Genomic DNA, 26,519 nt, shown 5'->3' on the forward strand with positions numbered 1-26,519 from the left:
ATTGCATTCCCCTGAGGATGACAGCCCATGACCTCTAGAATTCGCTGGCTCGGTTTCGCCGCGATCGTCGCGACGCTCTCCGCTGGAGCCATCGCGTGTGGCTCGAACACCGAACAGATCGTCCTTCCCCTTTGCGAAGGGGTCATCTGCGACGATCCCATGGTCTGCGACCCGACCGACGGCTACTGCAAGTGCGGCGGCGAGGGCGGGATCCCGTGCAAGCCCGGCGAGTCGTGTACCCTCGACCCCGCTCCCCAGTGCTACTCGCCCAAGTGCCAGTTCGCCGAATGCACCCGCGGTGAGTCCTGCGATCCGCTCACCGGCGACTGTGTCTGCGGGCAGCAGGCCTGCGCCGATGGCGAGGTCTGCGTGAACCAGCAGTGCAAGGCTAACAACCTCTGCCTTGGCGTGAAGTGCGGCACGGGCCTCGACTGCGACCCCGAGGACGGCGATTGCAAGTGCGGGGGCGTCAGCTGTGAGGCGGGCGAGGCCTGCTCCGACGGCAAGTGCACCCTCGACCCCTGTGCCGGCGTCAACTGCGACAAGAACTCCGTCTGCAACCCGGCCGATGGCCAGTGCCACTGCGACACGATCAACGGACCGATCTGCAGGGGCGGCGAGGCGTGTGCCAAGAACGGGAACTCGACGGTCTTCGAGTGCATCTCCAGCGACAAGTGCTCCAGCGTGAGCTGCGTAGATGGCGAATACTGCGACCCGGTGGACGGCAAGTGCAAGTGCGGAGTCGACGGGATTGAGTGCGGCCCGGGCGATAGCTGCGTCAATGGAGAGTGCCGCGGCGGTACCCGCTGCACCTCGGAGAAGATTCAGGCGTGCAGGGATAGCAATGGGGCGGGATGGGAATGCGATCCGAACGACGGCGTGTGCAAGTGCGGCGGAATCGGCGGCAATGTATGTGTCGCTGATGCTCAGACCTGCACCCAGGTGAAGACCGCGCCCTACGCTTGCCTCATGGACTGCAAGCCTCGCGAAGTCGACGAGACCGGCGCGAACCCTTCCTGCGCCCAGGGCGAGTCCTGCTACATCCCGTTCGTGCGTCCGATCGACGCCTGGCCCGCCTACTGCTTCCCCACGGGGACGAAGGGCGAAGGGGTCGCGTGCGCGGATTCCACCGAGTGTTCAGCCAATCTCTTCTGCGCCCCGGCTGGTGGTGGCGGCGCTCGGAAATGCCGCATGGTTTGCGACCACGATGTTGACGAGTGGGAGCGCTGCGTCGGCGGCCCGGTCGGCTCGGAGTGCACGAGCGAGATTTGGAAGGTCGGCGGGAAGAGGTTCGGGTACTGCGCCGTCCCGAGCGCTTGACGGGACCGATCGAAAGAACCATCTGCTGAAATCCGCGAGCGCCCGGGCCTAAATGTCCCGGGCGCTCGCCCTTTGCGCCGAGAGGACGATGGGACGCAACGAGGAGCTCGCCGACCGGGCCAGAAACGTATTGGTCGGAAACTACAAGCAGCAGCCGATCGCGATCGAGCGTGGCGAGGGATGCTACCTCTACGACGCGGAGGGCCGCCGCTACCTCGACATGATCGCGGGGATCGCGACCGTGTCGCTGGGCCACTGCCATCCGAAGGTGGTGGCGGCGCTCGAGGCCCAGTCGAAGCAGCTCTGGCACGCGTCGAACGTGGTCTACACGCTGCCGCAGATCGAGCTCGCCGAGCGGATCTGCAGCTCGTCGTTCGCGGAGCGCGTCTTCTTCTGCAACTCGGGCGCGGAGGCCAACGAGGCGGCGCTGAAGCTCGCCCGCCGCTGGCAGCGCGACCGGGGCCAGGATCGCTTCGAGATCATCGCGTTCCAGAGCAGCTTCCACGGCCGCACCCTCTTCACGGTCACCGCCACGGGCCAGCCCAAGTACTGGGAGGGCTTCGAGCCGATGGTCCCCGGCGTGCATCACGCCAAATACGGAGACCTGGCCTCGGTGGAGGCGCTCATCGGGCCGAAGACGGCGGCGATCATCGTCGAGCCGGTCCAGGGAGAGGGCGGCGTCCGCCCTGCGCCCAAGGGCTTCCTCGCCGGGCTGCGGAAGCTCGCCGATGAGCACGGGCTCGTCCTGATCTTCGACGAGGTCCAGACGGGCATGGGCCGCACCGGCCCGCTCTTCGCGTACCAGCGGCACGGCGTCGAGCCGGACGTGATGACCCTCGCGAAGGCCCTGGGCAACGGGATCCCCATCGGCGCGATGTGCACGAGGGAGGAGCTCGCGCGCTCCCTGGTCCCGGGAACCCACGCCTCCACCTTCGGCGGCAACCCCCTCGCTGCCGCATGTGCCTCGGCGGTCTTCGACGAGCTCCTCGACGGTGGCGTCCTCGAGCGCGGGCAGATCGCCGGCGAGTACCTGGCGGCGCGCCTCGGAGACATGGCCCGCCGCCTCGGACCCGAGAAGGTCGTCGAGGCCCGAGGCCAGGGGCTCCTCCACGGCGTCGAGCTGCTCGGGCCGGCCGCACCCGTGATCTCGCGGTGCCGCGAGCTGGGCGTGATCGTCAACGCGGCCGGCGAGAAGGTCGTCCGCCTCGCGCCTCCGCTCATCATCGAGCACGTGCAGATCGACGAAGCGGTCGACGTCCTCGAGCGCGCCATTCGCGAGAGCTGACGGGCGAATCGGCCGATCGCGCGCGCAGCCAAGCCGCCGCGCGATCGGCAAATCAGATACGGGAGCGCTGCCACGCTCCCGCGAGACGGGTCTAGGGAGATTCGAGTTGTCGAAGCACACCGATGCAAAGCAGAAGCGGGATTTCCTGTCACTGGACGGTTGGTCGAAGCAGGAGCTCCTCGGTCTCCTCGAGCGAGCCCGAGAGCTGAAGGAGCTGCGCCGCCTGGGGGAGCGCCATCAGCCACTGGCCGGCAAGAGCGTGGGGCTCGTCTTCGAGAAGGCTTCCACCCGGACTCGCGTCTCCTTTTCCGTGGGCGCGTTCGAGCTGGGGGCCCAGGCGCTCGATCTGCCCGTGGCCCAGACCCAGCTCGGGAGGGGTGAGCCTATCCCCGACGCGGCGCGCGTTCTCTCGCGCTACGTCCACGGGCTGGTGATCCGCACCTTCGCCCACGAGCGGCTGGAGGAGTTCGCCCGCTGGTCGAGCGTGCCCGTGATCAACGGCCTCACCGACCTCCACCACCCCTGCCAGATCCTCGCAGACGTACAGACGGCGATGGAGCGCCTCGGTGCCGTGGAGGACCTCGAGGTCGCGTGGATCGGCGACGGGAACAACGTCGCCCACTCCTGGATCGAGGCCGCTTCGATCCTCGGCTTCCGCTTGCGTCTGGCCTGCCCGGAGGGCTACGGCCCCGACGCCGCCGTCCTCGCCGCGGCACAGGCGCGAGCCCCCGGTCTCGTGAGCTGCGTCGGCAGCCCCGAGGAGGCGGCTCGCGGAGCCAACGTCCTCACCACCGACGTCTGGGCGTCGATGGGGCAGGAGGAGGAGGCCAAGGTCCGCGCGGCGGCGTTCGCGGGCTTCAAGATCGACCGCCAGCTCCTCTCCCTCGCCACGAGCGAGGCCATCGTTCTCCACTGCCTTCCGGCGCACCGCGGCGAGGAGATCGACGAGGGCGTCCTCGAGGGCCCGAGCTCCGCGGTCTTCGACGAGGCGGAGAACCGCCTCCACGTCCAGAAGGCGCTCCTCGAGCTCCTGGTCGGCTAGCTATTGAGCGGGTGCGGCTCGCTCCGCACCCGTCGTAGCAGGCAAGTTCACTGCGAGCTCTGGCGCGACGTGGTGCTCCGCGCGCGTCAGGCGCGTTACCCTCCGCAGCAGGCGTGAACACAAGTCGCGCCGGCGCGCCGTCGTGCCCGGTGTGCGACGGGCACGTACCACCAGCAACGGAGGCCTCCCGGCCTCAGTCCGCTCCGCCATCGGGCATTCGACCGATGCGCCAGGACTTTGCCTCGACCTTCTGCTCGTGGTAGCAGGATCGAATACTGTTTTTCCGATTGTTGCAGGTCGATTTCGCTTCCGCGGGCACGGGTGGGGGACGCGATGCGCTGGCTTCGTTGGATCATTGTGGCAGTCGCCAGCGCCTTGCCGGGCGTGGGCGCCGCGGAGCCACGGATCCTCGCGCTCCCGATCGACGCCGACGGAGTCCCGGCCCGGCAGGTGGCCGAAGTGCAGGCCGAGCTGGATCGCGCGCTCGCCGAGCTCCACGGTTGGAGCCGGATCGGGCTCCCGGCACCTCCTCCCTGTGAACGGTCTGACGAGGCCTGTCTCGCCGAGGCCGGCAGGGCGGCGCGGGCCGACCGGATCTTCGCCCCCTCGCTCCGATCCCTGGGAGGCGCCCTGGTCCTCGCGGCGGTCTCCGTGGACCCGGAGTCCGGCTCGGCGCAGCGCCTGACCCAGGCGATCGCCGGGAGCCCGGCAGGGGCGGCGCGGGAGCTCGTCGTTCGCGCGATCACCCCGGAGCGCTGGACCGGGAGGCTCGAGGTCGACGCGGCCCGCGGATCCGAAATCTGGATCGACGGCGTCCTCCACGGCAGCTCGCCCCTCGAGGGCGCGATCACCGGCCTCGTCCCCGGTCCCCACGTGCTGCGGGTGGTCCGCCCGGGAGGAGGGGAGGCGAGGAGCTACGTCGAGGTGCGGTTCGGCGCCGCCACCCGCGTTCGGGTCGAGCCGCGCTCCGACGACGTCACCCTGGTCGGCGTGGAGCCGGCCCCGGTGGCGGCAACGGCGCTCTCGGAAGGGCCTGCCGCCGTCGCCGTCGACCGGGACGGCGGGCTGCCTCGCGGCTGGACAATCGCCAAGTGGGCCCTCCTGGGCGGCGGCGCCGCGGTGGCCGCGGCGGGCACGATCCCCGCGGCGGCGGCGGGCGCGAGCCTGCGGGAGCGCGATGCGCTCCGCGACGGCTCGGGCTCGTTCCCTGCCGACGCACGCGCCAGGCAGGAAGAGCTGGGCAGGCGCTACGAGGCGCGGCGGAGCGCGGCCACCGGCCTATTCGTCGCAGGCGGCGCGATGCTGGTCGGGGCCGGGGTGCTCTTCGCGTGGGAAGCGCTCCTCCCCGGCGGAGAGCGCGACGAGCGAAGGGATCGGGCGGCGTCGGTCGCGCTGACCGTTTCCGCAGACGGTGCCGGAGTGGTCGGACGATTCTAGAACGGAGGACGCGATGCGACTCGAGGCCACGTGGGTGATCCTGGCGGTGGGCCTTGCCGCCGGATGCAGTCGAAGCGAGCTGAGGACGTGCAGCGAGGCGGACGACTGCGGCGTGGACGCCGTCTGCACCGAGGGCTTCTGCCTGACCGACCCGGCGCCCCGAATCGTGCTGGCGCCGGAGAGGACCCGGGCCCGGCTCGGAGAGTGGGTCCGAATCGACGGGCGCGCCTCCTCGATCCGTGGAGGCGAGGTCGAGCTCGAGTTCTCCGCCGACCCCGCCGATGCGGTCGAGATTACCTCGTCCCCGGAGGAGAAGAACGTCGCCTCCATGCGGTTCGTTCGGCCTCACGTCGACGTCGAGGTGACCGCCCGAGCGCTCTCGAAGGGAGGGCGCGCATTCGAGGAGAAGGTCTCCATCGCCTCGGTGAACTCGCCGCCGCGGGTCTCCCTCCGCGCGACGCCGAACCCCGGGCGGCCAGGCGCGCGGATCGAGCTCGTCGCCGACGCGACGGATCCCGACGGCGACGCGCTCACCTACCAGTGGGAGCTCGTCTCGGGGCCCGGCTCGCTCGAAGCCAGCGGAGACCGCGCCTACCTGGACACCGCGATCGATCGAGCCGAGGAGCGCTACAAGGTGAAGGTCGTGGTCTCGGATGGACTGCCCGATGGCTCGACCACGGCTACGGTCACGGTCGATTCCAAGACCCAGGCCCCCGAAATCGTGTTCGGCGAGACGCCGGAGGTCGACCACCTCTGCAGCGGCACGCCTCTCACGTGCGCTGCGACGGCGCAGCTCGCTCCCACCGTCGAAGACGTGGGTCCGTTGACCTACTCGTGGAGGCTCCTGGGGGACGGCCCTGTGAAGGCGACCTTCGATCCCGAGGACGGCGCCGCGCCGGCCGTGACCCTGAGCTGTTCGCCGGCCTGCCCGATCGCCGGGAGCCATCGGGTCGAGCTTGCCGTCTCGGACATGTGGGGAGAGCGCGCGACGGCGGAGATCGAGATCCGCGTCCTCAACCGGCCGCCCGTCCTCGTCGCCCACGGAGGAGCGGAGCTCCCGCACCTCTATTTGAGGGAGGGGCCCGAGGGGGCTTCGATCTTCCGCGTAGTTCGAGCGCCCGGCTCCTTCGTCGTGTATTCGGACCCGGACGGCGACCCTCCGGATCCGTCGTCGTTCGTCTGGTCGTCGACCGGCCCGGTCGTCTTCGGTAGCGCTTCGTCGCGGGACCCGACGGTCACGGCAGAAGGGACAGCCGCTCAGCTTCGAGACCTGGAGCTGACCGTGGTCGCGGCGGACATCAACGGCGCGATCGCAGCAGACACGCGCAGGGTGCCGATCGCGAACCAGCCGCCGACCGTGAAGTTCCTCGACGATTCGAGCGCGGGCCACGAGCACCGCGATGGGATCTATCGCAAGCGCCTCGATCCCGCGAAGCTGACCGCGTCGGATCCCGAGGGTGCTCCGGTGACGATCGTGGTGGAGCTCGATCCGTCCGACGCGGCAGGCCTCTCCCGGGCCGCTTCCGTGATCCTGGAGGACGGGGCGTGGACGCTGAAGGGCCCTTCCTCGGTCGTCGGTTACAGATATTCGCTGGTCGCCCGTGCGACCGACGCTTGGGGGGCCACATCGGAGGCGAAGGCGAAGTTCAACGTGACGAGCCGTCCACCCGTGCTCGAGGTCACGAACTGGCCGGTAAAGTCCTTCGCGAACTGGGCCGAATCCCGCATGTGCTGTGCGGTTCAGGAGCTGGGAGGGTGCCGGTTCTCGAAGAGCTTCAGCGTGGGCATGTTCTACAACACCATCGACGGATCGCACGCCGCGTATACCTTTCGCACCAGCTTCGTGATTCGGGATCCGGACGGCGATCCGGTAGAGCTTCGGCTCAGCCAGCTCGAGATCGGCAAGAACCTCCTGAAGGCCTCCACGTCCACCGGCTGGCGGACGGTGCCGCTCTCCGGCTGCCCCATTGGCGACTGCCCGCCCGACCCGAGCGTCCCGCGACTCGTGATTCCCTGTGGCGTGGGGACCGAGGTGTCGTGCCGCCCCCAGATCGCGCTCCACGCGCACCTGCCGGAGGCGACGTCCCTGGACTTGCGAGGACCCTGTGTCTTCCCCGAGGCCTCCGGCGTCGACGGCTTCGCCCGGATGGAGGTCCGTGCCGCGGACATCTTCGGAACGCTCTCACCGGTGATCGAGATGAAATTCGAGACGTATTCGCTGTGAGTAAGCGAATCGGACACAAGGTGCTGGCCCTCGCGCTGCTGCTCCTGCCGTCGATCGGGCTCGCGGCAGCGGAGCCGGAGACCTGGGCCGTCGTGGGCCTGCGGGGCCCGGCGGCCTCCCGCATGCACGATCGGGTCGAGACGCTGCGAGGCTTCCTCGCGCTGTCCTTGCGCGAAGGAAAGGACACGCGGGTCCTCGGCGAGGAGGAGACCCGCGCGCGGCTGGGGCTGGAGACCCGGAGCTTCCAGAAGATCGAGGCCCAGATCGACGGGGCGGAGCTCTTCTACTTCCAGCTCGAGCTTCGGCATGCACGCGACAACCTCGAGCAGGCGCTCGCGGCGCTCGCGCACCATGGCGGCCCCGAGGCGTGGGAGCGGACGCGAGTCTCGAGGTTGCTCCTGGCGACGGTCTTGCTCGCGGAGCGCGGGAGCGATTCGCGCGCCAAGGCGCGGGAGGCGCTCGGGCCGATCGCGCGGGTTCGGCCGGACTATCGCCCGCCGCCCATGGCCTATCCCGCGGAGCTGATCGCCCTGCACGACGAGGTCCGCCAGGAGGTGGTGCGGCTTCCCAAGGGATGGCTCCGCGTGGACTGCGAGGCGGCGTGTCCGGGCGGCCAGGTCTGGGTCGAGACCTTTCCCCTCGGTGCGCCCGGTGAGGCGATCCCCCTTCCGGCGGGCCGCTATCGCGTGACGATCGGGGACTCCTTCGAGAAGCCCACCGCGCGCTCTCTGCTTCGCGAGGTCGTCGTCGAAGCGGGGCGGGAGACCTCCCTGCTCATCGATCTCGGGATCGAAGGGAGCGCTGATGCGGGCGACGGCCCTTCCTTCCTCGTCCCGAACGAGGAGGCGCGCCTGGTCGCCGCGCACCGAGCGGCCGCGCAGCTCGGGACCTCCCAGCTGGTGGTGCTCTGGGCGGAGCCCGACGGAGAGGCGAAGGAGCTCCACGCCGCGGTGATCGAGGCATCGACCGGGCGGCTTCGGCGGCAGGCGTCGGTTGCGTTCGACGATGGCTCCAGCGAAGGCGCCGCCCTCGAGCGCCTCGCAAAACGACTGATCGGCTCCGAGACGACGGACGTGGCGGATGCGGTCGGCTCCGGCGGCGGGGATGCGCGGAGCCCGGGAGCCGGCGCGGCCGACGACGCGGGAGTCGGGATCCTCGCGATCCGCAGCGAACCGTCCGTGCTGAACGCCGCCGCTCCGAAGGCGGAGAGCGCGACGGCGCAGAAGGCTGCCGCCCGGAAGTCAGCACCGGAGAGCGCGACAGCGCCACCATCCAGCCGCCTCGATGGTCGTGTCGCTTCCGCGGGGGAGCCGCCGAGCTGGGTGCCGACGGCGCGGTGGACGGGCGTGGCGGTCACGGCCGTCGCTGCCACGGCGGGACTCTGGCTCCGCGCAAACGCGACGAGTCAGATCGATCGGCTTCGAGGGAGCGGACCATTCGCTTCCGTCTCGGAGGCGCGGCAGGCGTCGGCGGATCTCGCGTCGGCAGGCACGCGCGCGGACGTGGGCACGTCGCTCCTGGTGGGCGCCGGCGCTGCTGCGGTGACCACGCTCGTTTTGCATCTTCTCGATTTCGACGCGCCGACATCGCCGTGAGCGCCATCTGTGTGCAACTTCTCGCCTCCCTCGAATTGACGGCTTCCTGAGCGGCATCTATGGTCGGAAGTCGTTGGGGTAGAAAATCGAATGGGATGAGCGCGAGTGCCGGGGGATGACGACATCGCGGATCTCGGACTTCGGGGGAGAGGTCCGAGAGCCGATTCGGGGAACGTGCCAGCCGGGATCGATCCCGGAGAGGGCCGCGCGATCCTCGACCTGCATGCGCGCCTCCCGTCGATCACGCACTTCGAGCTCCTTGGGGTCGAGCGGTCCGCCGGCCCGGGCGAGGTCGAGGAGGCCTACTTCGAGCTCTCGAAGCGCTTCCATCCGGATCGCTACTACGGCAGGAACCTCGGCCCCTACGAGGTCGCCGTCGGCGAGATCTTCCGGAGGCTGAAGGAGGCCGCGCAGACGCTGCGGGATCCGGTGCAGCGGCGCGCGTACCTCGCTTCGATGGCGACGCCCGACGATCGGGCGGAGGACGCCGTCACGAAGGCCCGGCGGGCCGAGCGAAGCGAGCGGCTCCGACGGATGGACCCGGGCCTTCGTCGGGCGCAGACCGCGACGGAGCTCGAGGCCCGGGGCCGCAAGAGCTTCGCCGAGGGGCGATGGCGCGAGGCGGCGGCGGATCTCTCGTCCGCGGCGAGCCTCCAGGGCTCTCGTGAGGTCGGAGGCGAGAGTCCGCTCTCGGCCCTCGCAGAAGAGGCGAGGGGGCGGGCGGCGAGCGAGCACGCCGCGATGCTCGCGGAATCGGCCGACAGGCTGGCGATCACGGGAGACGCGCAGCAGGCTCGCGGCCGGTGGCTCGAGGCGGCGCGCCTGGTTCCCCACGACGTCGCCTTCGTCACCCGGGCGATGACCTCGTTTCTCGAGTTGGGCGGAGAGGCGTCCGAAGCGCGCGACGTGATCCAGCTGCTTCGGGAGACGGCTCCCCGCGACGCCGACGCCCAGGCGCTCGTCGGCCGAGCCCTCCTCGCCTCCGGCCACGAAAAGGCCGGACGGCAGGCGCTGGAGCAGGCGCTCCGGCTCGATCCCAGACAACCCTTTGCACGGAGCGCGCTGCGAAAGTGGCGCTGGCCCTTTCGATCATGAACGCCGAGACCACCACCATCGGAATCGATCTGGGAACCACGAACTCCGTGGTCGCGACCGTCCACCACGGCGTCCCGACGATCATTCCGTCTCGAACCGGAGCGAGGCTGACGCCCTCGGTCGTAGCCGTCGCCGCGAACGGGAAGAAGCTGGTCGGGTCGATCGCACGGCGCCAGGGGATCATCAACCCCGAGCAGACCATCTACTCGGCCAAGAGGCTGATCGGGAGGCGGTTCAGCTCGAAGGAGGTCACGGAGGCGAGCCGGCACCTTCCGTACCGCGTGGAGTGCGGCCTCCACGACGACGTGCGGCTCCGGCTGGGCGGCAGCTCGGTCGCGGTGCCGGAGATCTCGGCGATGATCCTCCAGGAGCTCCGGCTCGACGCGGAGGCGTGGCTGGGGCGTCCGGTGGAGCGGGCGGTCATCACCGTCCCGGCCTACTTCAACGACGCCCAGCGCCAGGCGACGAAGGACGCGGGCGTGATCGCCGGCCTGGAGGTGATGCGGATCATCAACGAGCCGACCGCCGCGGCGCTCGCGTTCGGCCATGGCCGCGCCCACTCGGGGAAGATCGCCGTCTTCGACCTCGGGGGCGGCACCTTCGACATCTCAGTCCTCCAGCTCAAGCGCGGCGTCTACGAGGTGCTGGCGACCTCGGGAGACACCTTCCTCGGCGGCGAGGACTTCGACAACCGGCTGATCGAGTGGCTCCTCCAGGGATTCGAGGCGGACTACGGCGCGGATCTCCGCAAGGAGAAGATGGCGATGCAACGGCTGCGCGACGGCGCAGAGAAGGCGAAGCACGAGCTCTCCTCCGCGCGCGAGGCGCGGATCGAGCTTCCCTTCCTCTACACCTTGCCCACCGGCGGCGCCGCGCTCCACCTCCAGCGGACGCTGACGCGCGAGACCTTCCGCGAGCTCACGCAGGATCTCGTCGAGCGCACGATCCGCACCACGGCGGCGGTGCTGGCCGAGGCGAAGATCTCGCCCAAGGAAATCGGCGAGGTCGTGCTGGTCGGCGGGCAGACAAGGTCCCCGAGCGTGCAGGAGGCGGTGAAGCGCTTCTTCGGGAGGGAGCCGTCCAAGGCGGTTCACCTCGACGAGGTGGTCGCGCTGGGCGCGGCGATCCAGGCCGACGCCCTTGCGTCGAACAAGGCGGACACGCTCCTCCTCGACGTGACGGCGCAGTCCCTCGGGATCAAGGTGGCGGGGGGATTCTCGAATGTGATCATCCCGCGCAACACGACGATCCCGACCTCGGCCTCCCATCGCTTCACCACGGTCCGCGACAACCAGCCCGGCGCGCGGATCCTCGTCCTCCAGGGAGACGAGAAGGAGGCCTCGAAGAACGAGCTCCTGGGCGATTTCCAGCTCATGGGGCTGCGGCGCGCGCCTCGCGGCGAAGTGGAGATCGAGGTCCGCTTCGACATCTCGGCGGACGGGATTGTCTGGGTCTCGGCGCAGGACGTGGAGACGGGCCAGGAGCAGTCCATCCAGGTGGAGCCGTCGGGCGGGATGACCCGGGAAGAGCTCGAGGTGGTCTCCGCGCAGCATCGCGACGACCTGCGGCCCGTGGATCCCGCCGCCGCCGAGCAACGCGCTCGCCTGCCCAAGCTCCTGGAGGAGGCGGAGCGCCTGCTCCCCGCGCTGCGTCCGACGCTCCTGGAGACGACCTTCGGCGCCGACGCTCTGGCGAAGGCGGAGCGTGCCATCGCCCACGGACGCGAAGCCGCAAGGGCGGCGGATCAGGTGGCCACCACGTCGAGCATCCACGAGCTCGAGCGGACGCTCGAGCTCTTCAAGGTGGTCCAGCAGCGCGCGGCCGGGACCTGGAGAGCGGGTTGATGGGCGATCTTCGGACGGACCGGCTCGTGATGATGGGCATGCTCCACCACGAGCAGGGTGATCTCGGGAGGGCCGTGAGCTGCTTTCAGCAGGCCCTCGACCTCGCGCCCGGGCATGCCCAGGCGCGGCACTGCCTGGCGCTGATGGCGAGCGGAATGCCGATCGCCGTCTCCTCTCCCGACGGCATCGACATCGACGTAGAGGACTTGGAGCTGCCGCCGGAGGCCCTGGGCGATGGGGATGCGCTGGACCTCCTCGAGGCGCCGCTGCTGCCGGCGCCGATCGCCGTGCCCAAGGGAGCGATGAGGCCGAGGGTGCCGGTCCGCACGGAGTTGGACACGCTGATGGCAGGGGCGCGGGAGCTCTTCGAGCTGGGGGACTTCTCCGGCTCGCTCCAGCTCGTGGAGAAGGCGCTCGGCATGGATCCCGGAAACCGTGAGGCGCGCGACTACCTGGACCGCAACCGCGAGACGCTCGTCCACATGTACGAGTCGAAGATCGGGCCGCTCTCGGCCCGGCCGCGGGTGCTCCTCCGACCGGACGAGATCATCTGGTTGAACCTGGACCATCGATCCGGCTTCGTCCTCGCGCAGCTCGACGGGACGGTGTCGATCGAGGATGTCTACGCGCTGTGCGGCCTCTCGCACCTGGACTCGGCGCGGATCCTCGCGGAGCTCTTCGAGCAGGGCGTGATCGCCACCTGAATAGAGCTTGCCCGATCGCTTGCCGCCCACCCGAGCCCGTCTCAGGTTGGTGGCAAAGGAGTCGGCGATGCGACGGGTGCACGGCAGCTTCGGAAGGTGGAGTCTCTTCGTCGCGCTCTCCTGGATGGCCGCGACCGCCTGTGTCCACGAGCCCGTCCTGATCCCAGCGCCGGGCGCCGCTCTCTCGCAGACCGGCGGTGCGAACGCGACCCATTCGGGCGTGACCGTGGACGTCCGGGGCGACGCCTGGAAGTCGGATCCGAAGGACCTCGCGAGGATCCTGACCCCGGTGCTGATCGTGGTGGCGAACGAGAGCGGCAGGCCCCTGCAGATCCGCTACTCGGACTTCGATCTCGTCGGCGAGTCGGGCTTCCGCTACGCGGCCCTTCCTCCGTTCCAGCCGATGGGCTCCGCGTACGGGTCGGCAGATCAGAATCTGGACCAGGACCAGTCGGCGGCGCCGGCGCTGGGTGGCGCGCCACCGCCGGCCCGCGGCGCGCCACCGCCCTCACGCCGCTTCGGGCACCGCCATTTCTTCGTCGCGCCCTACCTGTCGCCCTACTACTACGACTACGGGGTCTATCCGTATCCCTTCGCCTTCGACCCCTTCTACTGGGGCCAGTACTACGCGGTCTGGGTGCAGCCCCTCCCGACGCGGGCCATGCTGGACGACGCCCTCCCCGAGGGGGTCTTGCAGCAGCACGGCGAGGTCGCGGGCTTCGTCTACTTCCAGAACGTGACGCCGCGGGAGGGGAAGGTGACCTTCGTGGCGCGGCTGGTGGACGCCAACACGAACGAGGACTTCGGCGAAGTCCAGATCCCGCTCGTCACGAGCCAGGATTGAACCTTCACACGCTCGCGAGGCTGTCCTGCGCGGGCTCGGCGGGGGCCAGCGGATCGTCGATGGCCGCTTCCGGGAGGCGAGCGGTGCGCTCGGCAGCGACCTGCTGCCGCACCCGGCCTACCAACCGATCGAGGTAGGCATCGAGAGGCGGGCAGCGGATCCCCGTGCCATCCAGGAGCTCGAGGGTGTTGCGGCAGTTGAAGATCACGATCTGGTTGAGGTGATCGAGGTTCGTGCGGCCGCCGCCGACGATCCGCTCGATCACGGGCAGGCGGAAGAGCGCGGCGGAGGCCTTGGCCGAGAGCCCGAGGCGGAGCGGCTTGCGGCCGGCCATCTCGGCGATCCGCTCGTAGACCTTTCGCGCCGACATCGGGTTGGGGTCGACGAGGTGGAAGGTCTTGCCCACGGCCTCTGGTTTGCGGGCGAGCTCGAGCATCGCGTCGGCGACGAAGTCCGAAGGGACGACGTTCAGGGGAAAGGAGCCGTCGCCCGGGAGCGGGACCGGCACCCGCAGTGGCGAGGTGACGAGCTGGAGCGCGAGGGAGTACGGGCCGCCGAGGCGGTCGACCTCGCCGGTCCGCGAGTCGCCGATGATCGTCGACGGCCGAAACACCGTGATCGGCAGGTCGGACATCGCCTTGCGGACGATGACCTCGGCGCGGAACTTGGTCTCCTCGTACGCGTTGCGGAAGCGCTGCCCTTCTTCGAGCTCGGCCTCGTCGACGACGCCCTGGCGGTCGCCCGCGACCTGGACGGTGGAGACGTGGCCGAAGCGCACCAGGTTCGGCGAGTCGGCCGCGAGCTCGAGCACGTTGCGGGTGCCGACGACGTTCACCCTCTCGAGGGCGCGCCGGTCGGCGGCGAGCTGGCTCGCCGCGGCGAGGTGGAAGATCCGTGTGACCTCGGAGGTGAGGCTCCGATACTCGTCGCCCGACAGCCCCAGGTGCATGTCGACGATGTCGCCCACGAGCATGCGGACGCGGCTCGACTTGGGCCGGGGGAGGGCGAGGAGCTCCTTCTTCGCGTCCTTGGCAAAGCGGGGCTGCACGAGCACCGCGACCGTGGACTTTCGATCGACCTCGAGGAGGCGCTCGAGGAGGCGCCTGCCGAGGAATCCGGGCCAGCCGGTGAGGAAGTGTACGTTCGTCATCGTCAGGTCGTCCCCCGTCGTGGAACCGTCTTCGAGCCGCAGGCCTTCCGTCTCAATCTCCGGACGTCTTTCGCTCCACCTCGCTCCAGACCGCGTCGAGCCGCGCCCGGAGTGCATCGAGGTCTCCGTCGTTCTCGATCACGAAGGTCGCTTTGGCGAGCCGCTCGGCGGGCGATGCCTGTGCGGCCAGCCTGGCGCGGGCGCCTTCGAGGTCGAAGCCGTCGCGCTCCATGAGGCGGCGAAGCTGGACCTCCTCCGACGCCGAGACCACGATCAGCTCGTCGAGGAGGCGGTCGAAGCCCGTCTCGACGAGGAGCGGCGCCTCGTAGACGGCTCGTGGCACGCCTCGCTCCTCGAGCTCCGCGAAGCGGGACTCGACCTCGGCGCGGATCCGGGGGTGGAGGATGGCCTCGAGCGCGCGCCGCTCGACCGGGTTGCCGAAGATCACCGCGCCGAGCGCCTTGCGATCGAGGTGGCCATCCCGGACGACGCCGGGCCAGCGGTCGGCGATCTCGGCGAGGGCCGGGCGGCCGGGCTCGACCACGGCCCGGGCGACCCGATCGGCGTCGATCACCGGCACGCCGCGCTCGACGAGGAGCCTGGCGACCCGGCTCTTGCCGGAGGCGATGCCGCCCGTGAGTCCGATCCGCTTCATCTGCGCACCTCTCGAACGAAGAGCTACCACGCTTGCCCGTAGTTCGGGTCCATGGTAGCCGCAGCGCACCCATGAAAATCGTCGACGCCGAGTTCGTGAAGAGTGCGGTGGAGCCCGAAACCTGGCCACCTGCCGAGCGCCCCGAGATCGCCTTCGTAGGGCGATCGAACGTCGGCAAGTCGTCGATGCTCAATCGCTTGTCCGGGCGAAAGGCCCTCGCCCGCGTCTCGAACACGCCGGGCCGCACGCGGCTGCTCAACTTCTTCGATCTGACGATCGAGAGGGGCGCGAGCCGCGAGATCCTGCGGATTTGCGACCTGCCCGGCTACGGCTTCGCCAAGGTCTCCAAGACCGAGCGGGCCAATTGGTCGCAGATGATCGGGGCGTACCTCGAAGAACGCGAGGCGCTGAAGGCGGTGGTGGTGATCATCGACGTCCGGATCGGTCCCACCGACGACGACCTCGAGATGCTCCGCTGGCTCGACGCCGAGGGGCGCCGCTCGATCGTTGTGGCGACGAAGCTCGACAAGCTTCCAAAGGCGAAGCGCGCGGGTCGGCTGCGCCAGATCGAGGTGCAGCTCCAGATGACGGCGCGCTCGCTGCTTGGGTTCTCGTCCGAGGAGGGCCTGGGACGCGACGAGCTCCTGGGTCGGATCCTCGAGGCCGCTCACGCGGACTGACGTCGGCGAGCTCGCGAGGGCGCCGAAGTCAGTCGGACATCTCGCCCTCGGCGGCGGTCGCCGCCTGGGAGAGCACGAACTGCAGCGCGGGGATCGCGAGGGCGCGCACGCCGACCCGGAGGAGGCTCGCGGTCAGCGGCGTGAAGAGGCCCCCGCCCAGCACGTAGCCCATGCCGGCAGCGACGGCGAGGGTTCGATAGGGATGCTCCCGCAGCTCGTGGCCGACGTCGATCTTCTCGTAGAGATCGGTGGCCGCCTGGCCGAGATCCGACGCGATCTCCTGCAGGTTCCGCTGTCGCCCGTGCTCCATGATCGGCTCTCCCGGGCCCACGTCAGCGCCCCGCCTTCGACGCGATCTTGCCGACGACGTAGCCCAGCGCCACGGCACCCAGGAGCGCCGCTCCGGGTCGCTCGCGGATGAAGGTGTTCACCCTCTCGCCGACGTCCTCGAAGAGCATCCGCGCCTGCTCGAGCTGGGCGCTCGCGTCCTGAGCGAACTGCTGCACCTTTTCCTGCACGTCGTGGCCCGCCCCGTCTCCGTAGATGGGGGAGCCTCCGCTCGGTCCCTGGTTCATCGCTTCGTCTCCCGGCGCACGGTCAGGAGCCGTGCGAGCACCAAGCCAACCGCGAGGCCCACCAGCACCGCCTGGACGGGCTTGCGGCGGACGACGGCCTTCCAGTCCATTCGCCCGGTCACGCGATCCCGGATCGCCACGAGCGAGTCGGCGAGCTCGTTGCGTGCGCGATCGATGTCGTTGCGGAGGCGCTCCTGCTCGTGGAGCCGCGCCGGATAGTCGGTCATTCGCGAAGTCCAGAGGGTCGTCGTCTGATTGGCCGAAGATAGGGACGGGTGATCCCTGCCGCTACGGCCCCCAATTGGGTCTCAGGCGAGGATGCCGCGCTCGGTACGCTCCGGCAGGACGATCGCCTCGGCCCGCAGCCGGAGTCTGGCGACGAGCGGATAGTGGTCGCTCGCCAGCTTCGCGAGAGGGGTGCGGTGGACGCGGACGTCGAGGATGTCCCAGGCCTCGTCGATGTAGATGCGGTCGAGGCGCAGATAGGGCAGGCGGGTCGGGTAGCTCGCGCGCCTCACGCCGGCCTTCGACGCGGAGTCGATGAGCGCGCGGCGGACCATGCGGGCGATCGGGCCCGGAAACCAGAAGTTGAAGTCTCCCATCACCACGAGAGGCCACGCCACGGCCGCGTCGCGCACGATGTCGGCGCCGAGGAGCATGCCGGCCTGGGCCCGCTGCTCGGATCGGGCGAGGCCGAGGTGGACGGCGAAGACGTGGAGCGGCTGCGAGCCCAGGCGGAGGTCGGCGCGAAGGCAACCCCGCGGCTCCCGGCGTCGGACGGAGAGATCGTAGCTCCGGCTCCCGTCCACCGGGAGCCGCGTGAGGATCGCGTTGCCGTACGCGCGGTCGCCTCGCAGGATGGTGGGCTGGTAGATCGCGGTGCAGGAGAGCCGCTCGCCGAGCTCGGCGGCGTAGTTCCCGGCGGGGCCGCGCCCCCTCACGTCGCCGACCTCCTGGAGGGCCATCACGTCGGCGCCGATCTCGTCGAGGACGGCGGCGATGCGGCCGAGGTCGAACCGATCGTCGGTGCCGATGCCTCCGTGGATGTTGTACGTAGCCACGGAGAGCTCGATGGCGCCGTCTCTAGCTTTCGTCTCCATGCGAGGGCAGGTACCGCTCCGTGAAGAAGCGGTGGAGGTCGAGCGGCCCTTTGACGGCGGGGCCGTCGAAGTCCACGAACCAGGGGTGGATCACGAAGGTCTCCACGTCGCCGACGCCGACGCCGCCGTGGGAGCCGAACTCGTAGGCGAAGGCGACGTCGCCGCCTTCTACGCCGGCGCCGAAGACGACGAGATCGCCGGCGGAGGGCTTGGCGACCATCTCCGACAGGTAGCCTCGGAGCCTCTCGCCGTCGTAGGGGAGCACGCCCTCCAGGGAGCCGGGCTCGGCGAGATCGAAGCGGCGTCCGCGCAGGAAGGCGAAGCCCGCCCTGCCGCCCCGGACCGCGACGATGCCGCTGCCGGGGCACTCGAGGGTGGCGCGCGCCTGCGCCGGCCAGCGCGCGAGCAGCTCGTCGAGGGAGAGCGATCTCTTGGTGTCGGTGAAGTAGACGTGGGCGACATCTCCGGCGTCTGCGACCACCACAGGGGGCTTGCCGTCCTCGCCGCCGCCGTCCCGGATCGCTCCGGCGCAGAGGTCGTGACAGAAGGGGAGGGCGGAGAGACGCTCCCGGCGGAGCCTCTCGGAGGCCCGCCGCCCCGCGTGCTCCACCTCGACCTTTCCGCTTCGATTCGCGGAGAGGATCCAGTCGGCGAGGTTGGGGCCGGAGAGCACCTCCTCGATCGGCCGCGTCGGTTCCTGCCCGTGATCGGCGAGGACGTAGAGCTCGTATTGCAGCTCGGGCCTCGCGCGGATCGCGCAGCGGATCTGCGCCAGGCGCTCGTCGGCGATGGTGAGCTCGGAGAGCGCGTCGTAGGAGTAGGGGCCTCGCCTGTGGGCGTTCTCGTCGTAGCCGGCATACACGGAGTAAATGGCTGGGACACCGCGGGCGATATCGAGGAGCGTGAAGTAGGAGGTGAGCTGGACGGCCAGCTCGCCGAGGAGCATCCGGTTCAGCAGGAAGCGCGGCTCGTGCTTGAGGCGGCCCTTCTGCAGCGCCCAGACGGCGGAGTTCCACGCGCCGGTGATCGCGGTGGCCGCCATCATGCCGGCGCTGGTGGTCAGGCCCGCGGTGTGGGCCACGATGGAGGCCAGGTGGTCCCAGCCGTTCATCTCGTCGTCGCAGCCGAAGGGGAGCCAGGGGAAGCCGCGGGCGAGCTTGCTCATGGCGTAGCAGGGCGCGCTCGCGTCGCCGGAGATGATCGAGCAGTAGGTGGAGCCACCGGCGAGCAGGGCTGGCCGCGGGCCCTGGAGGCTGGCCTCGAACCTGGCGCAGTCGACCGGACTGTCCATGCGGACGTTCTTGCCGCGGACCTTGTCGTGCCAGATGTAGCCGGGGATGTCTCCGGTCTTGCCGTAGAAGAGCGCGGCCTGGAAGGCGGGGGTGGAGGCGGGTGCGCCGGCGTGGGCCCTGGCGAGCACCTGCTCTCCGCGCTCGAGGGCGGAGGCGAGCCGCGGCATGTAGCCGTTCTCGAGGGCGTATTCGAGGGTGGCTCGCGAGAGGCCGTCGAGGTGGACGATTACGAAGCGCCTGCCCGCCGCGTAAGGTGGTCGGCGGTGGATGCCCCGCCGGCTCCAGGCCGTGAGAGGAGGGGTCGCCCAGGAAAACCGCCGCTCCTCGTACAACGCCTCGTGGTTCATCTCCCCCCCGCCCTCCGATCGCCTACGGTCGCCTCGCGAGATCTCCCAGGTGCTGCAGCCGAATGAGCGCGCGCAGGACGGGCCCTTCGGCCGCCTGCGCGGCGCTGCCGAGGAGGCGGAAGGGCTTCGGGAAGGAGCGGGCCATGCGCTCGCCGATCCTCCGGTGCTCCATCTCGCGGCGGACGGGAGGAGCCTGCCGTCCCAGGGCCGCCTCTTCGCTCGCGGGGATGCCGAAGCCGTACGGGGCTTCCTCCTCCCGAGGCTCGATCTCGATGAGGCCGTGTTCGATCCGCGGCGCGTGGGGCGGGTCGGCCGCTCCTCCGCCCGGTGCGGGGTCGGGATCTCCGGCCGCCGGCTCCTCCTGCGGCGTTTCTTGCGAGCCTGCCCGTGGGCGGGCACCGGTGAGCCGGTGCTCGCTGGGGAGCACGTGCTCCTGGTCGCGGTGGAGGACCGCCTTCTCCTGGCTGAGCTTCGACTTGAACAGGTAGAGGGGCCCAGGCGGGCCGCCCGTGCTCCCTGCCCGCTTGAAGTAGTCCTGGTTGTCCCTGCCCATCGGCGGCTCGCTCCTTTTGCCTCGCTTTCTTCGAAGCTAGGGCGAGTGCGCACAATCCGCACGGGCCCATGGGCAACTTCGAGCCGGCCAACCCGGGCAGGGCGCCCGGTTCAGCTTGCTCGCGCGTAGCGGCGGTGATCGACCATGAGGCAGCGATCCTGGACCACGAGGATCCCCGCCTCGGCGAGGCGCCTGGCGGCCTCGTCGTGCCGGATCCCGCTCTGGAACCACACGGCGCGGGGCCTGGCCGCGAGCAGGTCTTCGACGTGGCCGGGGATGTCCTTCGGCCGCCGGAAGACGTCGACGATATCCAACGTGGGGCCGGGGATCTCTGCGATCGTGCGGTAGATCGGCCGCCCGAGGATCGAGTGGATCTCGGGGAAGTACACGGGGACCGGGATCACGTCGATCCCCGCCTGGGCGAGGTACTGCGGGACGAAGAACGCGGGCTGGCCCGCGTGGGCCTCGGTCTTCATCCCGAGGACCGCGACCCGCTTCGCGGTGCGCACGAGCTGGGCGATCTGCTCTTCATCGCCTTCGATCAGGAAGCGGTCGGCGTCAGGTCCGTGGATCATGGGACCAAGATATCCGCTCGCGGAGCCGAAGGCGGAGCATCAGAGCGTGTGAAGAAATCGGCCCCGCCGGAGCGGGCCCGCTTTCTTCAGCTCGCGCTTCGCGCGAGGGCGCTCCATTTCGTTTGCTCGCCTCCGGCTCGCGAGAGTTCGTGAATTCTTCACGAACTCTCAGCCCGCGTGCCGGGCCTCGCGGGCTGCCTCGCGGGGCCCGCGCCGGACGGGCTCCGAGGGTTCGCCGCCCTCCCCGCCGATGGAGCGGTGCATCTCGAGCATCTGCTCGCGGACGAGGAACATGAGCTCGTCGCGATGCTTCACGCCCAGGCCTTCGGTGGGGATCGGCGCCCCGATCTTGACCCGGATCGTGCTCGGCCGGACCCGGAAGGTCCCCCGCGGCATCACCTGGGCGGCGCCGTGGACCACCAGCGGCACGATAGGCACCTGCGCCTGGAGGGCGACCACGAAGGGGCCCTTCTTAAAGGGGAGGATCCGGCTGTCCTTCGAGCGGGTGCCCTCGGGGTAGATGAGGATGTTCGCGCCGCGGCGGAGCCTGTCGGCAGCGATCTGGATCGCGGCGATGGCCTGCGAGCCCTTCTCCCGATCCACCAGGATCATCCGGGTGGCGAGCATGTACCACCCGAGCACGGGGACCCGGCCCAGGACCTTCTTCGCCACGAAGCGGACAGGGCTGCGGATCGCGGCGAAGGCCACCGGGATGTCGAGGGCGCTCTGGTGGTTCATCAGGAAGAGGTGGGGCTTCTTCCAGTCGACCGCCTCGCCCCCCTCGATCTCGAACTTCGATCCCGAGATCCAGAGGAGCGCCGGCGCCCAGAGGCGGCCGGCTACCTGGAGGGGCGCGTCCGGTCCGAGGATGCGCGACACGAAGGCGACGATCATCAGGATCGACGAAACCACTGCCAGGAACGCGACCTGCGCCGCGTTGACGATCATCCAGCCGAGCGTTCTCACGGCAAGCTCTCTACAGGAGATCCGGCGGCGATGTCATCTCGGCAGGCGAGCGGGCGTCGTGTGCACGTCACGCTCCCTTGCGGGGCGCTCGGGCCGCCCGAAGATTCCTACGTCCTTTGGGAGGCGCCGTGGCGACGACCGTACAGGACGTGCCCATCCATCGGACGACGGACCTCGAGCTCTATCGGGAGCTCGACGAATTCGGCCCGGCGATCGAAGAGCTCCGCCGGCTGGCGGCCGAGGTCGCCGCGAAGCTGGGCCGCGGCCGCGTCTGGATGCTGAGCTCCACCGAGTCCGGCGGCGGCGTGGCGGAGATGATGCCCCGGCTGTGCAGCTTCCTCGCCGATCTCGGGATCGACACCCGCTGGCTGGTCCTGAAGCCGGACGACCCCGATTTCTTCCGGGTCACGAAGGCGCTCCACAACATGATCCACGGCGAGCCGGGGTTGGTCGAGATGGAGGCGGCGCACCGGATCTACGATCGGGTGAGTCGGGAGGCGGCCCACGAGCTCCGGCAGGTGCAACGGCGCGACCTGCTGGTGGTCCACGATCCCCAGCCAGCCGGAGTGGCGGTTCATCTCCAGGAGGCGTTCCGCCCGACCCTGGTCTGGCGTTGCCACGTGGGCACGGCGAAGCGCAACGCGTGCACGGATGAGGCCTGGTCGTTCCTGCGCCGCTACCTGGATTCATACGAACGCCTGATCTTCTCGCTGCTCTCCTATGCGCCGCAGGAGTGTCTCGAGCGCTGCAGCGAGGTCGTCCCCGGGATCGACCCGCTGAGCCACAAGAACCGCGCACTGCGGCCCTACAAGCTGGTGGGCGTCCTCCGGGCGGCAGGGCTCATCGACGGGCCGTCGGTCCCCGATTGGGCGTCGTTCGAGGCGCCGGTTCATCGCTTCCGCGAGGGCGCCTGGACGACCGAGCCGATCGCGAACCTGCTCCACGTGCCGACGATCGTGCAGATCTCGCGCTTCGATCGGCTCAAGGGCTTCGCGCCGCTGCTCCCGGCGTTCGAGCACCTCCTGAGCCGGGGCCCCTCGGAGGCGAAAAAACGACGGGTGAGCTCAGAGCGCACGGAGAGCGAGATCTCGCGGGCCCACCTGCTCCTCGCCGGCCCCGACCCAAAAGGCGTCGCCGACGACCCCGAGGCGGGCGAGGTGCTCGAGGAGCTCTGCGCCCTGCAGGCCGCGCTGCCGCGGGAGCTGCGCGAGAGGGTTCACCTGCTCCGTCTGCCCATGGCCGACGTGAAGCAGAACGCGCTCATCGTGAACGCGCTCCAGCGGATGGCGCTGGTGGTGGTGCAGAACTCGAAGCAGGAGGGGTTCGGGCTCACCGTCGCCGAGGCGTTGTGGAAGGGAACGCCGGTGGCGGGCGCGGACGTGAGCGGGATCGCAGCGCAGATCCGCGACGGCACCGACGGCATCCTCATCGCGGATCCCACGAGCCCGGAGTCGATCGCAGAGGCCCTCCTCCGGATGCTCTCGTCGCCGCTCGAGGCGGAGACGATGGCGCGGACCGGACGGGCCCGCGTGCGGGATCACTTCACGATCCTCGCACAGATTCGGGGCTTTCTGCGGGCCTTCGATCGCGCCCTCGAGGGACGAGGTCCCGGAGCCTGACCCGACGGATGAGCAGCGAGGCCGCGCCGACCGCGATGTGCGAGATGACCGTCGTGAGGTGGGTGAGCACCGCGAGGGTGGCGGCCTGCTCCGGCGTGGCGCCGAGGAGCCGCGCGGCCCAGGTACACGAGAGGTAATACATCCCGAGACCGGCCGGGACCCCTGGGGGGCTCTGGCCCAGCGTCACCGCGGCGAGGAGGATCACGCCGGCGAAGAAGCCCGCGTGGACGCCCGCGCCGTAGAGGGCGATGGTGTAGCCGGTGGAGACCGAGGCGATCGCCACCAGGGTGCCGAGGAAGGCGAGGCCGATGCGCTTGGCGGAGCCGCTCGCGGCGATCCCGACGCCCAGGTCCCGCAAGGCCTTCTGGATCTTCGGGTAGCGGCCCTTGGCCTCCAGCCAGTCGGCGATCCGCGGCGTGAACTTCGCCGCCAGGAAGAGCACGCCGATCAGGATCGGGACGGCGATGGCGACGCCGGTGAGGCCGCCGGTGAAGTTGCCGTTGCCTCCGAAGAAGGGGCCGCTCGGCGAGAGGGAGACCAGGACGAGGAGGGCCACCAGATCGAGGAGCTTGCAGACGAGGATTGTCCCCAGGCTCTGGGCGAAGGCGATCGGCTTCCCCCTCTTCTTGGTGAAGTGGGTGAGCGTCATCGCCCGCAGCGCCTCGCCGAGCTTGCCGGGGATCACGTTGTTGCCCAGGAGGCCGATGGCCACCGAGTGGTAGCGGTCGGAGTAGCGCGGCTTGGGCTTTGCGAGGGTGAAGCCCCAGCGGAAGGCGCGAAGCGGCGCCATCGAGGCGGAGAAGAGGAAGAAGAGGCCGACCCACCAGAGGTGCGAGGGGAGGTCCGCGACCCACTGCGAGAGCGGGAAGCGGGGGACCACGTGCAGGCCGCCCTCGAAGACGGGGCGGAAGAAGGCCGAGCCGATCAGTACGACCGTGAGCGAGATGGCGACGATGGCTCCCGCCACCCGCTTGGCGAGCTTGCCCAGGCCGAGGGTCGGGCGCGTATCGGGGATCGCCGTGTTCATTTCGGTTCGTTCGACTCCTGCGCTCCGTAGAGCGTGTGAAGGGCGGCGTAGAGGTCGGCGCCGTGGCAGACTCGCGAGAGGTCCAGGCCTGCGGGATGGAGGACGAAGGTCTCGGTCTCCTCTGGTGAAGGCCCGCCGTGCGATGACAACTCCCATGAGAAGGCAACGCAGGCGTCGTCGAACCAAGTCCCGTAAAGAAGCAGATCGCCGGACGAGGGCGAGCTCGCGAGGTCCTCGAGCAGGCTGGCGACGGCTCGGGGAGAGGCGCCTCGCGGGACGGTGGCGGGATCCGCCGGATCGACGAGCCGGGAGCCGGCGAGGGCGATGGCCTTGCCCTCGGCGCGCATGGCGACGAGGCCGATCCCCGGGCAGGTGAGCGCGCGAGCGAGGATCTCCGGGCGGTGTTCGGCGATCCGGGCGGCGTCCCAGGGCTCACCGCCGCCCAGATAGACGTGGGCGTAGTTGCCGGAGTCGATCACGGTCGGAGGGGAATCGGGCGATCGGCCGATGGACTTCGGCGCGCCCAGGCTCCGCGTGAGCTCGGGCGAGAGCTCGGGGATCGAGTCTCCGTCGGCCTGGCCTTCGAGCCAGCCCTGGAGGGAGTGGCCGAAGAGCTTCTCGAAGGGCACGGCGGGGATGTGCCCGTGGTCGGTGATCACGAAGACGTCGGGTGGCTCGGGGACCTCTTGGGCCAGCGCGAAGAGGGCCTCGACCGACTCGTCGATCCGCCGCAGGGTCTGCATGGCGAAGTCCGGGCCCCGACGGTGCGAGAACTCGTCGAACTCGTGGAGGCAGACGAAGGTGCGGGGCACGCCTCGCATCAGGTCGAGGAGCGCCAGGCTCTTGGACGCCTCCGCCACCAGCGTTCCGACTCCGAGGTGGTTGAACAAGAAGCGGAGCTCGTGGCGGGTGCTGCCCATCCACGGGCAGAAGGCCGCCGTCGTGGCGAAGAAGCCCGGGGTCTCGAGGCCGAGGCGGAAGAGGAGCCGCGCCAGGGTCTGGACGTGGATCGTGCCCTGGGCGTGGAGATCGCCCGGCTCGCGCAAGGCCGCCTGCGCCGCGTGGAGTCTGCGGGCGATGTGGGCGGCTGGCAGGCCGGCGAACATGCGCTCGAGGCCGTTCCTCGCGTTCTTGGCCGAGGGCTCACCGCCCTGGGAGGTGAGGAATCGCCCGATACCCGCGGTAGTGAGGGGGCTGTCGCTGCCGCCTGCGAGGATCGAGGCGTAGCTCGTCCCGCCGGCGAGGAGGCCGGGACCGGCGCTCTCGCGGAGCCGGGACTCGATGATCGCGGCGTCGGCCGGGACGTTCATCTTCACCGCCCGGCCCGACGCCCGATCCAGCCAGGAGAAGGAGGGGACGTCGGGGTAGCGCTGCCCGAAGAAGAGGCCCGCCTGGAAGGCCGTGGTGGTGGAGGGCATGCCCGAGAAGCAGCGGGATTCCCGGTAGCCGAGCCCGTCCCGAAGCGAGGGGAGGAAGCGGATCAGGCGATCGTTCGTCGCCCTCCGAAGGACGCTGCCTCCCACGCCATCCACGAAGATCAGGAGGAGCCTGTTCCCCTGGGGCGGGAGCGGACGGACGAGGGGAAGGAGCGCCCGGACCGTCGAGCGCGCCCAGCGGCGAACCGCTGGACGGATCGGGACATCGAGCACATGGGGCCTCGAGCGGAGGCCTTCTTTGCGAGCCGTCCGGGTGACCATGCACCCACAAGGTGGTGCCGTGTCGACTCGTGGGCACGGCGACGGCTCGTGGGCTCGTCAGGCAGGCTCGTAGCGGATCTCGAGGATCGCCAGATCTGCCTCGCCCTTTGGGCGGACGACGTGGACCTCGTCGCCCACCTTCTTGCCCAGGAGCGCCCGGGCCAGCGGGGACTCGACGCTGATCTTCCCCGAGCGGACGTCGAGCTCGTCGGGGCCGACGATCCGGTAGGTCGCCTCCTCTCCGTCCTCGTCCTCCACGCGCACCCACGCGCCGAAGAAGACCTTGCCCTCCTGCTCCGCCGACGGCTCGACCACCGTGAGGGCGTCCAGGCGCTTGGAGAGGAAGCGGATGCGGCGGTCGATCTCCCGGAGCTTCTTCTTGCCGTAGATGTACTCGGCGTTCTCCGAGCGATCGCCCTGGGCGGCGGCCCACATCACCTCGGTGGTGACCTTGGGCCGGTCCACCTTCCAGAGCCTCTCGAGCTCGGCCTGCAGGGTCTTGAAGCCCTCGGGCGTGATGTACCGCTTGCCGCGGGGACGGGTCTCGTCCTCCTCGATCTCCTCGGGAGAGAGGTCCAGCTCCTCGCCGTCGTCCTTCACGAATGCCTTGGACATATCCCGAGGGTCGCCGCGGCCTCGTTGCAGGTCAAGCGGCAGGGGGGCGATCGTCGCCTGGAAAAAAAAGAGGCCGGGCGCCGCGAAGTGCGCCCGGCCTCGATTTTGGCGTCCCCAGGGGGATTCGAACCCCCGTTACCGCCTTGAAAGGGCAGCGTCCTGGGCCTCTAGACGATGGGGACGTGTACAGTTGCTGGTGAGCCGCGTGGGAGTTGAACCCACAACCATCGGCTTAAAAGGCCGTTGCTCTGCCATTGAGCTAGCGGCTCCAACGAAAT

The 26,519-nt window shown here is 69.9% G+C and carries 25 protein-coding genes and 2 tRNA genes; 12 read left to right on the forward strand and 15 right to left on the reverse strand.

The features are described from left to right. The first annotated feature begins 27 nt into the window (after window positions 1-27). The 10 genes from AKJ08_RS00795 (at window position 28) to AKJ08_RS00840 (ending at window position 13,390) form a co-directional block, all read left to right on the forward strand. Window positions 28-1,320: a hypothetical protein gene (locus AKJ08_RS00795; protein WP_050724318.1), complete on the forward strand. Its 1,293-nt coding sequence runs from the start codon at window positions 28-30 to the stop codon at window positions 1,318-1,320. Window positions 1,321-1,408: 88 nt separating this feature from the next. Beyond that, a complete protein-coding gene (locus AKJ08_RS00800; protein WP_205624754.1) occupies window positions 1,409-2,605 on the forward strand; it encodes an aspartate aminotransferase family protein in 1,197 nt (398 codons plus the stop codon). Between the two features lie 106 nt (window positions 2,606-2,711). Beyond that, the gene (argF, locus tag AKJ08_RS00805; RefSeq protein ID WP_050724320.1) at window positions 2,712-3,647 is read left to right on the forward strand and encodes an ornithine carbamoyltransferase; all 936 of its coding nucleotides are present in this window, start codon (window positions 2,712-2,714) and stop codon (window positions 3,645-3,647) included. Between the two features lie 333 nt (window positions 3,648-3,980). Beyond that, a complete protein-coding gene (locus AKJ08_RS00810; protein WP_157370381.1) occupies window positions 3,981-5,084 on the forward strand; it encodes a PEGA domain-containing protein in 1,104 nt (367 codons plus the stop codon). Window positions 5,085-5,097: 13 nt separating this feature from the next. After that, a complete protein-coding gene (locus tag AKJ08_RS00815) occupies window positions 5,098-7,308 on the forward strand; it encodes a hypothetical protein (RefSeq protein ID WP_050724322.1) in 2,211 nt (736 codons plus the stop codon). Further along, window positions 7,305-8,903 carry a hypothetical protein gene (locus AKJ08_RS00820; RefSeq protein WP_050724323.1) on the forward strand — a complete coding sequence of 533 codons (1,599 nt, stop codon included), beginning with the start codon at window positions 7,305-7,307 and terminating at the stop codon, window positions 8,901-8,903. Before AKJ08_RS00815 ends, AKJ08_RS00820 begins: the two co-directional genes overlap by 4 nt. 174 nt (window positions 8,904-9,077) lie before the next feature. Beyond that, a complete protein-coding gene (locus tag AKJ08_RS00825) occupies window positions 9,078-9,998 on the forward strand; it encodes a J domain-containing protein (protein ID WP_050724324.1) in 921 nt (306 codons plus the stop codon). Then, complete coding sequence (dnaK, locus tag AKJ08_RS00830; protein WP_240475403.1) at window positions 9,974-11,842, forward strand: molecular chaperone DnaK; 1,869 nt, start codon at window positions 9,974-9,976, stop codon at window positions 11,840-11,842. The genes AKJ08_RS00825 and dnaK overlap by 25 nt, the downstream gene beginning before the upstream one ends. After that, window positions 11,842-12,546: a tetratricopeptide repeat protein gene (locus AKJ08_RS00835; RefSeq protein WP_050724325.1), complete on the forward strand. Its 705-nt coding sequence runs from the start codon at window positions 11,842-11,844 to the stop codon at window positions 12,544-12,546. Before dnaK ends, AKJ08_RS00835 begins: the two co-directional genes overlap by 1 nt. 67 nt (window positions 12,547-12,613) lie before the next feature. Next, window positions 12,614-13,390, forward strand: a complete 777-nt coding sequence (locus AKJ08_RS00840; RefSeq protein WP_050724326.1) for a hypothetical protein — start codon at window positions 12,614-12,616, stop codon at window positions 13,388-13,390. 4 nt (window positions 13,391-13,394) lie between these two features. Here AKJ08_RS00840 and AKJ08_RS00845 read toward each other — a convergent pair whose 3' ends face one another. Together AKJ08_RS00845 and coaE are read right to left on the reverse strand one after the other, a co-directional pair. Next, window positions 13,395-14,540 carry an SDR family oxidoreductase gene (locus AKJ08_RS00845; protein ID WP_050724327.1) on the reverse strand — a complete coding sequence of 382 codons (1,146 nt, stop codon included), beginning with the start codon at window positions 14,538-14,540 and terminating at the stop codon, window positions 13,395-13,397. A gap of 52 nt (window positions 14,541-14,592) precedes the next feature. After that, window positions 14,593-15,195, reverse strand: coding sequence for a dephospho-CoA kinase (gene coaE, locus AKJ08_RS00850; RefSeq protein ID WP_050724328.1), 603 nt, complete (start codon window positions 15,193-15,195; stop codon window positions 14,593-14,595). A 71-nt stretch (window positions 15,196-15,266) separates the two neighbouring features. Here coaE and yihA point away from each other — a divergent pair, with 71 nt between their 5' ends. After that, complete coding sequence (gene yihA, locus AKJ08_RS00855) at window positions 15,267-15,875, forward strand: ribosome biogenesis GTP-binding protein YihA/YsxC (RefSeq protein WP_050724329.1); 609 nt, start codon at window positions 15,267-15,269, stop codon at window positions 15,873-15,875. A 28-nt stretch (window positions 15,876-15,903) separates the two neighbouring features. Here yihA and AKJ08_RS00860 read toward each other — a convergent pair whose 3' ends face one another. The 8 genes from AKJ08_RS00860 to AKJ08_RS00895 all read right to left on the reverse strand — a co-directional run bounded on the left by AKJ08_RS00860 (window position 15,904) and on the right by AKJ08_RS00895 (window position 21,283). Further along, window positions 15,904-16,185 carry a hypothetical protein gene (locus AKJ08_RS00860; RefSeq protein ID WP_157370383.1) on the reverse strand — a complete coding sequence of 94 codons (282 nt, stop codon included), beginning with the start codon at window positions 16,183-16,185 and terminating at the stop codon, window positions 15,904-15,906. Between the two features lie 22 nt (window positions 16,186-16,207). Continuing rightward, entirely contained in the window at window positions 16,208-16,450 is a 243-nt protein-coding gene (locus AKJ08_RS00865; RefSeq protein WP_050724331.1) for a hypothetical protein, read from the reverse strand. Then, entirely contained in the window at window positions 16,447-16,677 is a 231-nt protein-coding gene (locus tag AKJ08_RS00870; RefSeq protein ID WP_050724332.1) for a hypothetical protein, read from the reverse strand. Before AKJ08_RS00870 ends, AKJ08_RS00865 begins: the two co-directional genes overlap by 4 nt. Before the next feature lie 81 nt (window positions 16,678-16,758). Continuing rightward, window positions 16,759-17,550, reverse strand: coding sequence for an endonuclease/exonuclease/phosphatase family protein (locus AKJ08_RS00875; RefSeq protein ID WP_240475404.1), 792 nt, complete (start codon window positions 17,548-17,550; stop codon window positions 16,759-16,761). Then, window positions 17,534-19,189 carry an alkaline phosphatase family protein gene (locus AKJ08_RS00880; protein WP_050724333.1) on the reverse strand — a complete coding sequence of 552 codons (1,656 nt, stop codon included), beginning with the start codon at window positions 19,187-19,189 and terminating at the stop codon, window positions 17,534-17,536. The genes AKJ08_RS00875 and AKJ08_RS00880 overlap by 17 nt, the downstream gene beginning before the upstream one ends. A gap of 22 nt (window positions 19,190-19,211) precedes the next feature. Beyond that, window positions 19,212-19,742 (reverse strand): hypothetical protein, encoded by a 531-nt coding sequence (locus tag AKJ08_RS00885; protein WP_050724334.1) that lies wholly within the window; start codon window positions 19,740-19,742, stop codon window positions 19,212-19,214. Window positions 19,743-19,852: 110 nt separating this feature from the next. Further along, window positions 19,853-20,317: a CoA-binding protein gene (locus AKJ08_RS00890; protein ID WP_050724335.1), complete on the reverse strand. Its 465-nt coding sequence runs from the start codon at window positions 20,315-20,317 to the stop codon at window positions 19,853-19,855. A gap of 168 nt (window positions 20,318-20,485) precedes the next feature. Next, complete coding sequence (locus tag AKJ08_RS00895; protein WP_050724336.1) at window positions 20,486-21,283, reverse strand: lysophospholipid acyltransferase family protein; 798 nt, start codon at window positions 21,281-21,283, stop codon at window positions 20,486-20,488. 128 nt (window positions 21,284-21,411) lie between these two features. Here AKJ08_RS00895 and AKJ08_RS00900 point away from each other — a divergent pair, with 128 nt between their 5' ends. Then, entirely contained in the window at window positions 21,412-22,902 is a 1,491-nt protein-coding gene (locus tag AKJ08_RS00900) for a glycosyltransferase (protein WP_157370384.1), read from the forward strand. Here the strand turns inward: AKJ08_RS00900 and AKJ08_RS00905 are convergent. From AKJ08_RS00905 to AKJ08_RS00925, 5 genes are all read right to left on the reverse strand, one after another. Then, window positions 22,826-23,929 (reverse strand): lysylphosphatidylglycerol synthase transmembrane domain-containing protein, encoded by a 1,104-nt coding sequence (locus AKJ08_RS00905; protein WP_169788721.1) that lies wholly within the window; start codon window positions 23,927-23,929, stop codon window positions 22,826-22,828. The two genes, AKJ08_RS00900 and AKJ08_RS00905, sit on opposite strands and share 77 nt — an antisense overlap. Further along, window positions 23,926-25,578: an alkaline phosphatase family protein gene (locus AKJ08_RS19615; RefSeq protein WP_050724338.1), complete on the reverse strand. Its 1,653-nt coding sequence runs from the start codon at window positions 25,576-25,578 to the stop codon at window positions 23,926-23,928. Before AKJ08_RS19615 ends, AKJ08_RS00905 begins: the two co-directional genes overlap by 4 nt. Window positions 25,579-25,683: 105 nt before the next feature. Then, window positions 25,684-26,241, reverse strand: coding sequence for a transcription elongation factor GreB (gene greB / locus AKJ08_RS00915; RefSeq protein ID WP_082342513.1), 558 nt, complete (start codon window positions 26,239-26,241; stop codon window positions 25,684-25,686). Window positions 26,242-26,347: 106 nt separating this feature from the next. After that, window positions 26,348-26,423, reverse strand: a tRNA-Glu gene (locus tag AKJ08_RS00920). 12 nt (window positions 26,424-26,435) lie between these two features. After that, window positions 26,436-26,510 (reverse strand) — tRNA-Lys (locus AKJ08_RS00925). Window positions 26,511-26,519: the final 9 nt, after the last annotated feature.

The organism is Vulgatibacter incomptus (assembly GCF_001263175.1).
In the GTDB taxonomy this organism is placed as follows: Bacteria; Myxococcota; Myxococcia; order Myxococcales; family Vulgatibacteraceae; genus Vulgatibacter; species Vulgatibacter incomptus.

Bases quoted from the DNA above. Each gene is read 5' to 3' on its own strand.
- AKJ08_RS00795 (WP_050724318.1), top strand. From the start codon at position 28: ATGACCTCTAGAATTCGCTGGCTCGGTTTCGCCGCGATCGTCGCGACG.
- AKJ08_RS00800 (WP_205624754.1), top strand. From the start codon at position 1,409: ATGGGACGCAACGAGGAGCTCGCCGACCGGGCCAGAAACGTATTGGTC.
- AKJ08_RS00810 (WP_157370381.1), top strand. From the start codon at position 3,981: ATGCGCTGGCTTCGTTGGATCATTGTGGCAGTCGCCAGCGCCTTGCCG.
- AKJ08_RS00815 (WP_050724322.1), top strand. From the start codon at position 5,098: ATGCGACTCGAGGCCACGTGGGTGATCCTGGCGGTGGGCCTTGCCGCC.
- AKJ08_RS00835 (WP_050724325.1), top strand. From the start codon at position 11,842: ATGGGCGATCTTCGGACGGACCGGCTCGTGATGATGGGCATGCTCCAC.
- AKJ08_RS00840 (WP_050724326.1), top strand. From the start codon at position 12,614: ATGCGACGGGTGCACGGCAGCTTCGGAAGGTGGAGTCTCTTCGTCGCG.
- AKJ08_RS00845 (WP_050724327.1), bottom strand. From the start codon at position 14,540: ATGACGAACGTACACTTCCTCACCGGCTGGCCCGGATTCCTCGGCAGG.
- coaE (WP_050724328.1), bottom strand. From the start codon at position 15,195: ATGAAGCGGATCGGACTCACGGGCGGCATCGCCTCCGGCAAGAGCCGG.
- yihA (WP_050724329.1), top strand. From the start codon at position 15,267: ATGAAAATCGTCGACGCCGAGTTCGTGAAGAGTGCGGTGGAGCCCGAA.
- AKJ08_RS00860 (WP_157370383.1), bottom strand. From the start codon at position 16,185: ATGGAGCACGGGCGACAGCGGAACCTGCAGGAGATCGCGTCGGATCTC.
- AKJ08_RS00865 (WP_050724331.1), bottom strand. From the start codon at position 16,450: ATGAACCAGGGACCGAGCGGAGGCTCCCCCATCTACGGAGACGGGGCG.
- AKJ08_RS00870 (WP_050724332.1), bottom strand. From the start codon at position 16,677: ATGACCGACTATCCGGCGCGGCTCCACGAGCAGGAGCGCCTCCGCAAC.
- AKJ08_RS00875 (WP_240475404.1), bottom strand. From the start codon at position 17,550: ATGGAGACGAAAGCTAGAGACGGCGCCATCGAGCTCTCCGTGGCTACG.
- AKJ08_RS00880 (WP_050724333.1), bottom strand. From the start codon at position 19,189: ATGAACCACGAGGCGTTGTACGAGGAGCGGCGGTTTTCCTGGGCGACC.
- AKJ08_RS00885 (WP_050724334.1), bottom strand. From the start codon at position 19,742: ATGGGCAGGGACAACCAGGACTACTTCAAGCGGGCAGGGAGCACGGGC.
- AKJ08_RS00890 (WP_050724335.1), bottom strand. From the start codon at position 20,317: ATGATCCACGGACCTGACGCCGACCGCTTCCTGATCGAAGGCGATGAA.
- AKJ08_RS00905 (WP_169788721.1), bottom strand. From the start codon at position 23,929: ATGAACACGGCGATCCCCGATACGCGCCCGACCCTCGGCCTGGGCAAG.
- greB (WP_082342513.1), bottom strand. From the start codon at position 26,241: ATGTCCAAGGCATTCGTGAAGGACGACGGCGAGGAGCTGGACCTCTCT.